Origin of the sequence: Pseudomonas sp. B21-041 (genome assembly GCF_024748675.1) — a bacterium.
GTDB lineage: Bacteria > Pseudomonadota > Gammaproteobacteria > Pseudomonadales > Pseudomonadaceae > Aquipseudomonas > Aquipseudomonas neuropathica.
The window spans coordinates 1368426-1381723 of record NZ_CP087175.1; the positions used below are offsets into that span (position 1 = coordinate 1368426).

A 13298-nucleotide genomic window follows, 5' to 3' on the forward strand; every position below is an offset into this window, starting at 1 on the left:
CGTGCTGTATCACCAAAGCCCACTCCAAAGTGGGCTTTTTTTATTTTCAGAAACTGACCGTGGACGAGGTTGCAATGGCAGCGCTCGGGACGCGGTTCATTTGTATTTCAGAGGAACGAAAGACCTATGGATTATCCAAAAAGCGTCCCCAGCGTCGGCCTGGTTGATGGTCGCTTCGTCGATGAAAACCCGGTGGCGGGTACGCCGGGGTCGTTGATTCCGGCGGTGTGGGGCAACAGTGTCACCGAAGAGTTGCTAAGCGTTATCAAAGCCGCCGGAATCATTCCGGCCGAAGCCGCTACGGATCAATTGTTGGCAGCATTCAAAAAACTTCTCAGCCTGGCCAGCCCCATGGCATCGCGCGTGACGGAAGTTTCCGGAACAAAGACGTTGATTGCCGATGAACTTGGGCTGGTCTTGATCAGTGCCAATGGGGCCGATGCAACGATCACGTTGCCGGCGGTGAACGCTCTTTCCGGTGTGCGCGACGTCATTGTCCGTCGAACCGACAACAGCGCTAATCGCTTGGTGGTGCAAGCCGCGGGCAATGATCGAATTCGCTTTCATACTCATTTGTCGGCAAACGGCTACCCGTTTCTGGTGCTGATGGGGGCGGGCGACTGGTGGCACCTGCGCAGCGATGGTTCTGGTAATTGGTGGCCGGTCGGGCGTTTCGATGCCAGCGCGCTTGGACGAATTATATTTGAGACGTCGACTGCGCTCAGCCCAGGTGGATATGGCGCACTCAACGGTCGTGAGTTTCTGCGTGCCGAATGGCCGTGGCTCTGGGATCACGCTGTTCAATCGGGAATGTTGCGTGCCGAAGCTGACCGCGCGGGTGGCTGGAGCAGCGGTGACGGCATCAAGACCTTTCGCGGGCCTGAGGTTCGCGGCGAGTTCCTGCGGATGCTGGATGAGCAACGCAATATTGATGCGGGCCGAGTGGCCGGCTCATGGCAGACGGGAACCAACATCGCCGGTGATAACGGCTCTGCACCGGCGGTTCACGCGATCGGCAATCTGGCGACGATCGGGGCAGATCCGACCGTTTTCCTCGGCCTGACGTACTACGTCACTGCCACTAATGCTGAAAACTTCAGCGCCCCGTATTGGGGAATGGCCCGACCTAGAAACATTGCGTATCCAGGTCGCCTGAAACTGATTTGAGGTATTTATGGCTTATTACTATGTCAACGAACTCACCGGGGAACTGACCGGGCCCGTCGAACTGCCGATTTGCCCTGGCATGGGAGTTGTTATACCGGGCAATGCAATCAAGTTGCCGCAAGTATTGCCTGCTGCGGACTCCGGGCATGCCTGGGTTTGGCGCAATGAGCGCGCCCTGCAAATGGTCGACTTGCGCAACCGCACGGTTTTTCGCAAAGACAATGGCAATCCTCAGTACTGGGCGCAATTGGGTTGCCTACCCGATCACCTCACTGCCAAGCCTAGACCGGGTATCTATCACTTCTGGAAGAGTGGCGATTGGGAACTGGATGTCGAAGCCGAGCGCACAGGCCTGATCGCGCACGCGCAAATCGATCGGGACAGCAGACTGCGCGAAGCAGTCATTCGGGTTGCGCCTCTGCAATATGCCTATGAGTTGGGCGAGGCGAGCAGTGATCAGTTAACCACTCTGCAAGCGTGGAAGCGTTATGCGCTGACGTTGGCCCGGATCGAGCAGCAGCCGGATTATCCATCGGTTATTGATTGGCCTGCGCCGCCAACCGCGTAACTCGCCACTCACTTAATAAAAACCTTACAGACGGCCCTTTGCTGCCGGCATTCGGCTGCCTGTAAAACCTCGAAGGTGCCGACATGGACTATCCAAAAAACATTCCCGGCGTGGGGCTGGTCAACGGCGGCTTCGTCGATGAAAACCCGCTCGTCGGAACACCGGGATCGCTGATTCCCGCAGCGTGGGGCAACAGCGTCACACAGGAAATTCTCAATGCCATCAAGGCGGCCGGGCTGACGCCCGATGAGACGAAAACCGATCAGTTGGCGACCGCGATCGGTGCACTGGTCGATTTCACCAAACTGAAAAACACCCCGACGACCTTGAGTGGTTACGGCATCACCGACGCGGTCGGGCGGCTGCTGGCGGTCCGGCAGATCGAGACGGTCGGGATTACGGTTTACAAGCCCAACCCAAGGGCCAAACGGATTCGCGTGAGGTTGGTGGGGGCGGGTGGTTCGGGTGGCGGGTGTGGGCCTGTATCGGCAGGAAACCAAATCCTTGGTGGCGGTGGTGGCTCCGGTGCTTACGCGGAAAGCCTGTATGACGTTACTGCACAAATGCTCGCCGGCGTGCCGGTTTCGCTGGGCGCCGGTGGTGCGGTCAGCAACACCACAGGTCTGGCGGGTGGAGGTGCTTCTTTTGGCGCCTACATGAGCGTTTCGGGAGGCGGCGGTGGGCAAAAACTGGCGATCGTGACCTCGGCTACATCGTCTGGATTCATTCAAGGCGGGGTAGGCGGAATGTTAACCGGGGGCAATCTGTGCAGCTCCCGGGGCATCACGGGTGGATTCGGGATGAGTAACGCTAATTGGGGGCTGCTTTCAGGTTGCGGGGCTCCGAGTCCGTTCGACGGCGGAGCATCTTTTACCGGATCCAACACGGCTGGTAACGCAGGCATCCGTGGCTCGGGTGGCAGCGGTTCATGCTCGGTCAATGCTTCGGCTTCGGTCGTCAGTGGTGCTGGCGGTGACGCCTTCTGTGAAATCTGGGAGTACGAATAATGGCCTGTTATGCACGAGTGGAAAACGGTGTCGCGGTCGAATTGATCGATACCGGCGACTACGCGATTACTCAACTGTTTGCCCCCGCTTTCGTCGAGACGATGGTGCAGGTGCCGGAGGGCATGCACGTTGATATCGGCGCGCCCCTCAGTGAACTGCGCCATGAGCTCGCGCCGTTACCGGTCATGGGCAATCCTGTCGTCATTCCTGAAACTGTCGTCGAGGAGCAAGAGCCTTTGACGGCAGCGCGAACGTGGCGTCAGTCCAGTCTGTCGGCCACTGAATGGTGGGTGACGCGGCATCGCGACGAGCAGGCGCTGGGGCGTGGGACGACGCTCAAGGCCGCGCAGTATCTGGAGTTGCTGGAGTACCGCCAGGCGCTGCGTGACTGGCCTGAGGCTAAAGGTTTCCCGACGGCGGTTTCTCGCCCGACAGCACCGCAATGGTGGGTCGCCAATGCGGATTGACTGGTCTCAGGCATTTTTAAACAAGGAGTTGAATCATGGATTATCCAAAGAGTGTTCCTAGCGCCGGGTTGGTAGATGGCAAGTTTGTCGATGAAGATTTACTGACGGGCAAGCCAGGGTCGTTGATTCCGGCCAGTTGGGGTAATGGTGTTACGCAAGAGTTGTTGACGGTCATCCAGAGCGCAGGGCTGACACCGACGGAGGCCGCCAATAATCAACTGCTCAGTGCGCTGCGCAGCAACAACCTGTTCGTCACGGCGCCGCAATTCAATCAAGGCAAAGCGGTTGCCACTACCGAGTTCGTCGCCCGCGCGGGTCTGCAGTTTTCCGGCTTCGTTTCTTACCCGACCAGCACTGTCCTGACCGTAGCCCACGTGGGGGGCGTGGCGAGTTTCGCCAGCGCAACGCCGATCACGGCAACGTTGCCCTCCATCAATGGCATTGCCCATGCCAGCACGCTACACGTGATCAATGCGGGCAACGGTGTTCTGACCATCAACCCCGCCGCAAACGAGCAAATTGAAACCTGCAACGGCACGTTCGGGTCGCTGAAACTCGGACTCGGCGACTCCGCATGCCTGATCAAACTGGCGAGCCAATGGCGGCTGTACGGAGGGTCGATCAGCGATCGTTATGCCACGGCCCATTCGGGCGTCTATGGCAACGTCGGTTACCAACGGTTTGCCAGCGGCAACATTGAGCAATGGGGTGTCGGCACAACGGATGCGAAGGGCGAAGTCGACGTCATTTTCCCAATCTCTTTTCCTACAGCCTTTTCTTCTCTGGTGGCCACTCATGCCGGCGGTGACGGGGCGATGGTCATCCTGATTGCGGGTTCTGGAAAGCAACAAGGCTGCAAGCTCAAGGTTCGTGATTACAGCGGCAGCGTCGCTGCGGGTTGGGGCATCAATTATTACGCAAAGGGCTATTGAATGAATCCGTTCAACGTTTTGTTCAGCGCCAGCACCCGGGGCGTTTATGTACCGGGTATCAACTCAACTGACATTCCCGACGATGTCATCGAGATTCCTCAGACTTACTGGATCTCGCTGCTGCAGCAATTGGCCGTTGCGGCAAAGGTGATCGGCGTGCGTGCGGATAACGGCTATCCGATTCTGGTCGATCCTGCGCCTCCTTCGGCCGATGAAGCGGCTGACGCCGAGCGCCGTTGGCGCACCGCGCAACTGGCCGCCACCGACGGGTTGGTGGCGCGTGATCGCGATGAGTTGGAAGACGGTGGCGGCACGACGCTGACCACAGAGCAATATGCCCAATTGCAGACGTATCGCCGTGAATTGCGCGACTGGCCGCAGGGTTCCTTTTTTCCGTTCGGCGAGCATCGGCCGGTTGCGCCGAAGTGGTTGGCTGCAGCGCTGTAAGTCATCAGGAGGGTTGCAATGGATTATCCGAAAAGCGCTCCCAGCGTCGGGCTGGTGAATGGCAAGTTCGTCAATGAAGATGTTGTCGCGGGATTGCCCGGATCGTTGATCCCGGCGACCTGGGGCAACAGCGTTACCGATGAATTGTTGAACGTCGTCAAATCTGCGGGTCTTGAACCAAACGAAACCGATGCGACGCAGCTATTGCAGGCGCTGAAAAAACTCAGTCAGGCCGGTGAAGACAAACATGCGACTGATATCGGCGCGGCCAATCTGTACATGGCCAACTACGTGCCGGCCATCACTACGTTGAAAGACGGTCTGGCGCTGCGCTTTACCGCTGGTAATGCCAACACTGGAGCCAGCACGTTCGCACCCAATGGCTTGCTGCCCAAGCCGTTATTGAGCCTTGGGCTGAGTGCATTGCGGCCAGCGGAGATTGTCGGCAGCAGTGTGTGTTCGGTGGTGTACAGCGCGGCGCTGGACAGTTGGGTGCTGGTGTATGCGAGCGGTGGTAATGCTGCGAGCGGCCGGTTGTTGGGGGTAAAGACGTTTACCGTATCCGGCACCTATGAGCCGATAGTCGGGACGAAGCACGTTCTGGTCAAGGTTGTGGGCGGTGGTGGTGGAAGTGCGGGAGTCGGGGCGACGACAACTTCCCAATATGCAACCGTGGGTGGCGGTGCCTCCGGTAGTTATGCTGAAGCGTGGTTACCTTCCGAGGCGATTGGTTCTCGTCAGGCTGTCACTGTGGGGGCTGGGGGAAGCGCGGGACAGGCCGCGGCGAATGCCGGGGGAGGAGGCACCAGTTCTTTCGGCTCGCTGGTTTCGGCTGCCGGTGGTGGAGGGGCGCCGTGGATTGGCTTTGTTGCGAACCAGGGGATGGGACTTTATACCGGAGGCTATCCCGGCCAGTCGGCCAGTGGCGGCAACATCGTCAATAGCGCGGGAAACGCCGGTGCTCCCGGGATCTCTGTCAACGGCTCAACCCTTGCTGGACACGGTGGTAACTCGCCATTGGGCGGAGGCGGTTTTGGCAGCAGTGCAACAGGCTCTCTGGCTGCACCCGGTTCCGGTTTCGGCTCCGGTGCGGGAGGAATCGCCAACGCCCCCAATCAGCCTGGCAGACCAGGTGGCGCAGGTGCCTCGGGCGCCGTGATCATCTACGAGTACGCCTGATGAAAACCTACGCACGCATCGTCAACTCCACTGTGGTCGAGCTGTTCTCCACCGAAGGCAATATGGCCGAGATGTTTCATCCGGATCTGCTCTGGGTCGACATCACTGAAATCACTCCTGCACCGCAAATCGACTGGAGCGCCAACTTCGGCACCCTCGGTTGGTTCTTCGCATCACCCGAAGAACCTGCGCCGGACAGCACCCTGAAAACTCTGGCAAAAAAATGGCTGACAGGCATTAACCGTCAACCGTGATTCAATCGGGGCAATATCCAGGGAGGATCAAGCATTATGCAAATAACTGAAAACAACCTTATCGACATCATGCCTAACGCCCGCTCCCAAGCGGGCGTTTTTGTTTCTGCACTCAACAGCGCGATGGCGCGCCGTCATATCGACTCGCCCAAACGCGTCGCGGCGTTCCTTGCGCAAGTCGGTCACGAGTCCGGGCAATTGCGCTACGTGCGCGAACTGGGCAACAACCAATACCTGAGCAAATACGACACCGGTACGTTGGCCTTGCGTCTGGGCAACACACCAGAGGCTGACGGCGACGGGCAAAAATACCGAGGGCGCGGGCTGATCCAGATCACTGGCCGCAGCAACTATCGCCAGTGCAGCGTTGGCCTGTTCGGCGATGAGCGTCTGTTGTCCCTGCCCGAACTGCTCGAACAGCCACAATGGGCCGCCGAGTCTGCGGCATGGTTCTGGGAGCAGAACGGCTTGAACGAACTGGCTGATCGCGATCAGTTCAACACCATTACCCGTCGCATCAACGGCGGGTTGAACGGTTTACAGGATCGCCTGGAAATCTGGGCACGGGCGAGGGCGGTGCTATGCCAATCCCCTGGCGAGTGATCGCTGTTGTGTTGCTGGCTGCTGGTGCCTTTGCAGCGGCCTGGCAATTTCAGGAGTGGCGCTACGGCCGACAGCTGGCCGAGCAGGCCCGGTTAAACGCCGAAACCCTTAATCAACTGACGCAGACCGCCGCCACTGCGCAACAGGCTGAGCAGGATAAACGTCTGGCGCTGGAGCAACGGCTCGCGACCAGTGAACAAACCCACTACCGAGCGCTGAGCGATGCCCAACGTGATCAGGATCGCCTGCGCGATCGTCTTGCCACTGCTGATGTGCGCCTGTCAGTCCTTCTCGACGCCAGCGACGTTGCCCCAGGCTGCAACGTGCCAGCCACCGCCGGCGCCAGCGGCGTGGATCATGCAACCGTACGCGCCCGACTTGACCCGGCGCATGCTCAACGAATTATCGCCATCACCGACACCGGCGACCGTGGACTGATCGCCTTGCAGGCTTGTCAGGCCTATGTCAGAGCGCTGGCGCCCGAACATTTTGAATGAGTCTGTGTATTGAAAGCGCAACCGGCTCGTGTACGGTGGAGGCATTCCACACGATCCGGAGCACGCCGTGAAAGAGATCACTCAACTGGCCGCCGACCTTGGCCGACGTCTGCAACTGCTCAATGCCCACGTCACCACTGCTGAATCGTGTACCGGTGGCGGAATTGCCGAAGCCATTACGCGGATCCCAGGCAGTTCGGCGTGGTTCGAGGCTGGCTACGTCACGTACTCCAATCGGCAGAAAACCCAGCAATTGAATGTGCCGACCGAGTTGTTCGAAACGGTGGGCGCGGTCAGTCGCGAAGTGGTCGAGGCGATGGTGCGTGGCGCGCAGGACAAAAGTTTGGCGAGATTTGCCGTGGCAGTCAGTGGTGTAGCGGGGCCGGACGGCGGCTCGCCGAACAAACCGGTCGGCACGGTGTGGCTGGCGTGGGGCGTTGGCGAGACGGTGAGCAGTGAGGTTCAACACTTCCCCGGCAACCGCGATGAAGTCCGCCGACAAACGGTGAAGGCCGCGCTAGAGGGGCTCCTGCGACTAGCGGCACGAGAAATCGAAAATCAGGGGTAGGCGATCCGCGAACGCTGTGGAATAATACTGGCTACTTATACAGGTGTTGGCCGTCAGGCCTTATTGATTACGTGAGGACTTTAATGGACGACAACAAGAAGAAAGCCTTGGCTGCGGCCCTGGGTCAGATCGAACGTCAATTCGGCAAGGGTGCCGTGATGCGTATGGGCGATCAGGACCGTCAGGCGATCCCGGCTATCTCCACTGGCTCTCTGGGTCTGGACATCGCACTCGGCATTGGCGGCCTGCCAAAAGGCCGTATCGTTGAAATCTACGGTCCGGAATCCTCCGGTAAAACCACACTGACCTTGTCCGTGATCGCCCAGGCGCAAAAAGCCGGCGCGACCTGCGCATTCGTCGACGCCGAACACGCCCTCGATCCTGAGTACGCCGGCAAACTGGGCGTCAACGTCGACGACCTGCTGGTGTCCCAGCCGGACACCGGCGAACAGGCGCTGGAAATCACCGACATGCTGGTGCGCTCCAACGCGGTTGACGTGATCATCGTCGACTCCGTGGCTGCCCTGGTACCGAAGGCTGAAATCGAAGGCGAAATGGGTGACATGCACGTGGGCCTGCAAGCCCGTCTGATGTCCCAGGCGCTGCGTAAAATCACCGGTAACATCAAGAACGCCAACTGCCTGGTAATCTTCATCAACCAGATCCGCATGAAGATCGGCGTGATGTTCGGTAGCCCGGAAACCACCACCGGTGGTAACGCGCTGAAGTTCTACGCCTCGGTTCGTCTCGACATCCGCCGTACTGGCGCGGTGAAAGAAGGCGACGAAGTGGTTGGTAGCGAAACCCGCGTCAAGGTTGTGAAGAACAAGGTCGCTTCGCCATTCCGTCAGGCCGAGTTCCAGATTCTTTATGGCAAGGGCATTTATCTCAACGGTGAGATGATCGACCTGGGCGTGCTGCACGGTTTCGTCGAGAAGTCCGGCGCCTGGTATGCCTACGAAGGCACCAAGATCGGTCAGGGCAAGGCCAACTCGGCCAAGTTCCTGGCGGACAACCCGGAAATTGCCGCGAAGCTCGAGAAGCAACTGCGTGACAAGCTGCTTACTCCAGCCGTGATCGACTCCAAGGCCTCAGCAGTCAAAGAGACTGAAGACGACCTGGCCGACGCTGACATCTGATTGCAGCGATGACCACTGCAGTACTCGATACCCTCGTCGCGGTGCGGCGAACTGCCATGGACCTGCTCGCACGTCGCGAGCATGGTCGAGTCGAGTTGACGCGCAAACTGCGTCAACGCGGCGCTGAGGCGCAGATGATCGAAACAGCCCTCGACCGTTTGACGGAAGAGGGGCTGCTTTCCGAAGCCCGTTACCTTGAAAGCTTTGTTTCCTACCGTGCCCGTTCCGGCTATGGCCCTCTGCGGATTCGCGAAGAGCTGAGCCAGCGCGGTTTGCAGCGCGCCGATATCGAACTCGCCCTGCGCGAAAGCGGTATCAGTTGGCAGGAGCAATTGCAGGAGACGTGGCAACGCAAGTTCTCCGGGCATTTACCGATTGATGCGAAAGAACGGGCCAAACAGGGCCGGTTCCTGGCCTATCGGGGGTTTTCGATGGAGATGATCAACCGCTTGTTCAGCGGTCGAGGGATAGACGATTAAACCGATTCAATAAAAACGGCCCGCTATGAAAATAGCGGGCCGTTTTTTTTTGCCCTCAAATTGCCTTTGACGGTTCGCGGCTGCGTTGCGCTGTTTGCGGTTGGGAATCTGCCCAGTTTTCCGGCAGGTTGATGTAATCGATCAACTCCCTCAGACGCCCGTGAGTGCGCGCGTTGAAAGCGAAGGCCAGTCGCGCCAGATGGCTGAACTGCGCTTCATCGTGTTCCTCGCCGGCGTAGGCCTGTTGATGAAACCGATCGCTCAGGCACAAATCGGCAAAGGCCTCCTGCATGTGCTCCAGCGCTTGATCGCTGAGTTTATGATTCATGCGGATCATGAATTGTCGCTTGAGCCAGCGACTGGAGTGGAAGTTACTGTAGAACTGGTTGATCTGCTCCACCGCCTCGTCGACGCTGTAGACCAGTCGCATCAGTTTCATGTCGGTCGGCAGGATGTAGCGGTTGCTCTCCAGTTGCTGGCGGATAAAGTCCATCGCGCCCTGCCAGAACGTGCCGCCTGGCGCATCCAACAGCACCACCGGCACCAATGGACTTTTACCGGTCTGGATCAATGTCAGCACTTCCAGCGCTTCATCCAGCGTGCCGAAGCCACCGGGGCATAAAACCAGTGCGTCGGCCTCTTTGACGAAAAACAACTTGCGGGTAAAGAAGAAGTGGAACGGCAGCAGATTGCCGGTGCCGTCCACCGTCGGGTTGGCATGCTGTTCGAAGGGCAGGGTGATATTGAACCCGAGGCTGTGATCGCGGCCGGCACCTTCGTGCGCGGCGGCCATGATGCCGCCGCCAGCACCGGTGATGACCATCATTCCCGAGCGGGTCAAGGCTGCACCGAGTTCGCGGGCCATCGCATACAACGGATGTTCGACCGGTGTGCGCGCCGAACCGAATACGGTGACTTTGCGTCGGCCCTTGAATTGCTCCAGTACCCGAAACGCCTGCTCCAGTTCGCGCAGGGCTTGCAAGGTGATCTTGGCGTTCCAGCGGTTGTGGTCTTCCTGGGCCATGCGCAGCACGGTCAGGATCATGTCGCGGTAGATAGGGATATTCGGGCTGTTGGGGGAAACACGGTTGAGTTGTTCTTCGACCTTGCTGATGAGGTCGGGGCCGCTTTCCTGAAAATGACGACTGAGCAAGTCATTCGGTTGGTAAGGCATTCAACGTCTCCTTCTGCACAGGGCGTCGGCCCTGACGAGCGGCGTCAGTGCCGCGCTGCAAAAAACACACGATCGGCAGTTCCTTGCCTGCCGTTGAAAAAAGATCGGGAATACACTGAATCTAGACCCTCGCGCGCATTTGCGCTGACTTGATCATTGCGCTGTAAAGTTTTGGCTGGCAATCGTTTATTGATTTTCCGCGTGTTGCTTCACCGCTCGTCCGAACGTGCGCCGAGGGGCAATCCCTCTGATTAACTAACGTACAGGCGCCGTACGACAGCTTTGCGTCAACGATCGTACGCCAGGCGCATGCAATTCAAGGATTCGTGGGTGGCAAGGAGGCGGGACATATGGCCAGAGTGATTCTGGAGATCGATACGCAGCTGTATCGGATGTTGAAAGCGGCAGCCGAGACCAATCAACTCAGTCTCGAAGAGGAGTGCTGCCGGCGGTTGGCGGGCGGCGAGCGCCGTTCACACTATCTACAGGCCTTGCTGGCCGAACTGCGCGCCGAGGATGAACAGCGGCGCGCCAATTCGCGATGATTACTTCTTCTTCGCCGGGGCGGCTTTCGGGCAATCCGATTCCTGGTAGCTGGCGGAGCCGATCGCTTTGTTGGTTTTCACTTCAGTGAAGTCGTAACGCATGATCGCACCCTTGGCCATCAGCTTGCGGAACGACGGGTTGTTGCACACCGAGGCGCCCAACTGGAAATACACGGCTTTAGGGTCTGCGCGCATTTTGTCGGCGTGGCTCTTCTGCACGCTCAGGTGGTTGATCAACTGCGTGCCTTCCACGGTGAAACCCTGATCAAGAATGTCTTCACTGATGGCGCGTGGCGTGCCGACGCTGCTTTGTGCGGCGACGTTGCGCAGCTCGCGGTTCAGATTCTGCTCACTCAGCGATGCAGCCTGAGCGGTGAAGGACGACGCCAGCAGAATGGCAGCGGTGGGAACGATAAGGCGCAGCATGAAACTCTCCTGGTTCAGTGACTGGTGGTTCGACCAGCCACGTGACTGTGCGTTCAGTGGCGGCGAATTATAGGGGAGCCGGTCGGGAGGGTACAGGCTTGTGCCCGTCGCTCTGGTAAACTGCCGGCCTTTATTGCCCTGCCGAGTGTTGTTCGTGTCGAGTTTTCCAGCTTTTCGGCGTTATCCGCGATGAACCATGCCCCCAACGCCGTCGCTCGTCTGCGCGACCAGCGCGAAGACGAAGGTATCAAGCCGATTCAGGCCCGTGGCTTTCGCTCCGAGCGTTGCCGCGACTGCCGGGTGATCATCAGCCATTGCCTGTGCGCCTGGCGACCTAGTGTCGAGACGCGGTCGGGCGTGTGCCTGATCATGACCGGCAAGGAAGTGTTCAAACCGAGCAACACCGGTTGGCTGATTGCCGACGTGGTGCGCGATAACCATGCGTTTATCTGGTCGCGTACCGAGCCCGATCCGCAGATGCTGGCGCTGCTCAATGACCCGCAATGGCAACCGTATCTGGTGTTTCCCGGCGAATACGTGGAGCCCTCGCGAGTAACCAACACCGTCGCCATCGATAGCAGCAAGCGCCCATTGTTCATTCTGCTCGACGCCACCTGGACCGAAGCGCGGAAGATTTTCCGCAAGAGCCCGTATTTCGACCGTTTGCCAATCCTCAGCCTGCTGCCCGAAAAACTCTCGCGCTACCGCTTGCGCCGTTCGACCCGCAGTGAGCACCTGTGCACCGCCGAAGTCGCGGCGTTGTGCCTGGAGCTGGCCGGTGACAGTGACGCCGCCTCGGCGTTGGACGCCTATTTCGACGTGTTCAGCCAGCATTACCTCGGCGCCAAACAGCAACTGGACATGAATGAATCGACGCCGGCTCACGCCGAGTTGCTGCCCTATATACGAAAGCCGCAGCCGGAGTTGGCCCAATAGTGGCCCATACTGTACAAGCCAGCGGCCGTGCTGCTTGACCACCCCGTCTTCGCTGGGCATGCTTGGCGCCGATTAGGGTGCGGCCAAGGTTTGAAACGCCGTGTTTGCTGATGATTGGCGTTGAACGTGCCCCTGTGGATATCGCTTGAAAGCGGCATCTTGAGTTGCTTTGGCCAGACCGGAATGCTCCGGGTCTGCCATCAAAAACAGGATCATTTGAAAAATGGCCACATACGACATCCTGATTGCCGATGATCACCCTCTGTTTCGTAGCGCCCTGCATCAAGCGGTGACGCTGGGCCTTGGCCCGGATGTTCGGCTCGTGGAGGTGGCGAGCATCGCCGAGCTGGAAACGCGTCTGACCGAAAAGGCTGACTGGGATCTGGTCCTGCTGGACCTGAACATGCCAGGTGCTTTCGGGTTTTCCGGTTTGGTCATGCTACGCGGACAGTACCCGCAGATTCCGGTGGTGATGGTCTCGGCGCAGGAAGAAGCTTCGGTGATGGTCAAGTCCCGTGAGTTCGGCGCCAGTGGTTTTATTCCCAAGTCCAGCGACCTCAGCGTGATTCAGGAAGCCGTGCGCAAAGTGCTCGATGGCGATGTGTTCTGGCCGCCACAAGCGTTCGAGGCGGTCAGTGTTTCCGACGAAGCCAAAGCCGCCAGCGATGGCCTCGCCAGCCTGACGCCCCAGCAGTTCCGCGTGTTGACCATGGTCTGCGAAGGCCTGTTGAACAAGCAGATTGCCTATGAACTGAGCGTGTCGGAAGCGACCATCAAGGCCCACGTCACGGCGATCTTTCGCAAGCTGAATGTGCGCACTCGTACGCAGGCGGCTTTACTGCTGCAACAACTTGAGTCAATTCCGAGCCAATAATGGCTGGCGTCTTCACGCTTTTTTGACTTTTGTTGA

General features: G+C 58.9%; 19 protein-coding genes. 16 read left to right on the plus strand and 3 right to left on the minus strand.

The genetic code is table 11. From position 1 onward, the window contains the following. Positions 1-126 precede the first annotated feature (126 nt). From LOY43_RS05990 to recX, 13 genes are all read left to right on the plus strand, one after another. Positions 127-1167, plus strand: a complete 1041-nt coding sequence (locus LOY43_RS05990) for a phage tail protein (protein ID WP_258709340.1) — start codon at positions 127-129, stop codon at positions 1165-1167. A gap of 7 nt (positions 1168-1174) precedes the next feature. Beyond that, positions 1175-1735, plus strand: coding sequence for a tail fiber assembly protein (locus LOY43_RS05995; RefSeq protein ID WP_220558205.1), 561 nt, complete (start codon positions 1175-1177; stop codon positions 1733-1735). A gap of 83 nt (positions 1736-1818) precedes the next feature. Next, on the plus strand, positions 1819-2742 hold the full coding sequence (locus LOY43_RS06000) for a hypothetical protein (RefSeq protein WP_220558206.1): 924 nt from the start codon (positions 1819-1821) through the stop codon (positions 2740-2742). After that, a complete protein-coding gene (locus LOY43_RS06005) occupies positions 2742-3209 on the plus strand; it encodes a phage tail assembly chaperone (RefSeq protein ID WP_220558208.1) in 468 nt (155 codons plus the stop codon). The genes LOY43_RS06000 and LOY43_RS06005 overlap by 1 nt, the downstream gene beginning before the upstream one ends. A gap of 35 nt (positions 3210-3244) precedes the next feature. Continuing rightward, on the plus strand, positions 3245-4141 hold the full coding sequence (locus LOY43_RS06010) for a gp53-like domain-containing protein (protein ID WP_093436451.1): 897 nt from the start codon (positions 3245-3247) through the stop codon (positions 4139-4141). Next, complete coding sequence (locus LOY43_RS06015) at positions 4142-4588, plus strand: phage tail assembly chaperone (RefSeq protein WP_093436448.1); 447 nt, start codon at positions 4142-4144, stop codon at positions 4586-4588. A gap of 18 nt (positions 4589-4606) precedes the next feature. After that, entirely contained in the window at positions 4607-5767 is a 1161-nt protein-coding gene (locus LOY43_RS06020; RefSeq protein ID WP_258709341.1) for a hypothetical protein, read from the plus strand. Further along, positions 5767-6021 (plus strand): hypothetical protein, encoded by a 255-nt coding sequence (locus LOY43_RS06025; protein ID WP_220558213.1) that lies wholly within the window; start codon positions 5767-5769, stop codon positions 6019-6021. Before LOY43_RS06020 ends, LOY43_RS06025 begins: the two co-directional genes overlap by 1 nt. Before the next feature lie 36 nt (positions 6022-6057). Next, on the plus strand, positions 6058-6624 hold the full coding sequence (locus tag LOY43_RS06030; RefSeq protein ID WP_095050439.1) for a glycoside hydrolase family 19 protein: 567 nt from the start codon (positions 6058-6060) through the stop codon (positions 6622-6624). Then, entirely contained in the window at positions 6603-7121 is a 519-nt protein-coding gene (locus LOY43_RS06035) for a lysis system i-spanin subunit Rz (RefSeq protein ID WP_095050440.1), read from the plus strand. The genes LOY43_RS06030 and LOY43_RS06035 overlap by 22 nt, the downstream gene beginning before the upstream one ends. A 67-nt stretch (positions 7122-7188) precedes the next feature. Next, positions 7189-7689 (plus strand): CinA family protein, encoded by a 501-nt coding sequence (locus tag LOY43_RS06040; RefSeq protein WP_258709342.1) that lies wholly within the window; start codon positions 7189-7191, stop codon positions 7687-7689. Between the two features lie 83 nt (positions 7690-7772). Next, the gene (recA, locus tag LOY43_RS06045; RefSeq protein WP_007908746.1) at positions 7773-8828 is read left to right on the plus strand and encodes a recombinase RecA; all 1056 of its coding nucleotides are present in this window, start codon (positions 7773-7775) and stop codon (positions 8826-8828) included. An 8-nt stretch (positions 8829-8836) separates the two neighbouring features. After that, positions 8837-9307, plus strand: coding sequence for a recombination regulator RecX (gene recX / locus LOY43_RS06050; RefSeq protein ID WP_095050442.1), 471 nt, complete (start codon positions 8837-8839; stop codon positions 9305-9307). 55 nt (positions 9308-9362) lie between these two features. Here recX and LOY43_RS06055 read toward each other — a convergent pair whose 3' ends face one another. Continuing rightward, complete coding sequence (locus tag LOY43_RS06055) at positions 9363-10481, minus strand: TIGR00730 family Rossman fold protein (protein ID WP_258709343.1); 1119 nt, start codon at positions 10479-10481, stop codon at positions 9363-9365. Between the two features lie 350 nt (positions 10482-10831). Here LOY43_RS06055 and LOY43_RS06060 point away from each other — a divergent pair, with 350 nt between their 5' ends. Then, positions 10832-11026: a hypothetical protein gene (locus tag LOY43_RS06060; protein ID WP_077571372.1), complete on the plus strand. Its 195-nt coding sequence runs from the start codon at positions 10832-10834 to the stop codon at positions 11024-11026. On the opposite strand, the gene LOY43_RS06065 is transcribed toward LOY43_RS06060, so the two are convergent. Then, positions 11027-11452, minus strand: coding sequence for a PA3611 family quorum-sensing-regulated virulence factor (locus LOY43_RS06065; protein ID WP_016985722.1), 426 nt, complete (start codon positions 11450-11452; stop codon positions 11027-11029). Between the two features lie 189 nt (positions 11453-11641). Here LOY43_RS06065 and LOY43_RS06070 point away from each other — a divergent pair, with 189 nt between their 5' ends. Beyond that, positions 11642-12388 carry a tRNA-uridine aminocarboxypropyltransferase gene (locus LOY43_RS06070; RefSeq protein ID WP_258709344.1) on the plus strand — a complete coding sequence of 249 codons (747 nt, stop codon included), beginning with the start codon at positions 11642-11644 and terminating at the stop codon, positions 12386-12388. A 72-nt stretch (positions 12389-12460) separates the two neighbouring features. Here LOY43_RS06070 and LOY43_RS06075 read toward each other — a convergent pair whose 3' ends face one another. Then, positions 12461-12619, minus strand: a complete 159-nt coding sequence (locus LOY43_RS06075) for a hypothetical protein (RefSeq protein ID WP_156685511.1) — start codon at positions 12617-12619, stop codon at positions 12461-12463. Here LOY43_RS06075 and erdR point away from each other — a divergent pair. After that, positions 12612-13262 carry a response regulator transcription factor ErdR gene (gene erdR / locus LOY43_RS06080; protein ID WP_095050444.1) on the plus strand — a complete coding sequence of 217 codons (651 nt, stop codon included), beginning with the start codon at positions 12612-12614 and terminating at the stop codon, positions 13260-13262. The genes LOY43_RS06075 and erdR overlap by 8 nt on opposite strands. Positions 13263-13298: the final 36 nt, after the last annotated feature.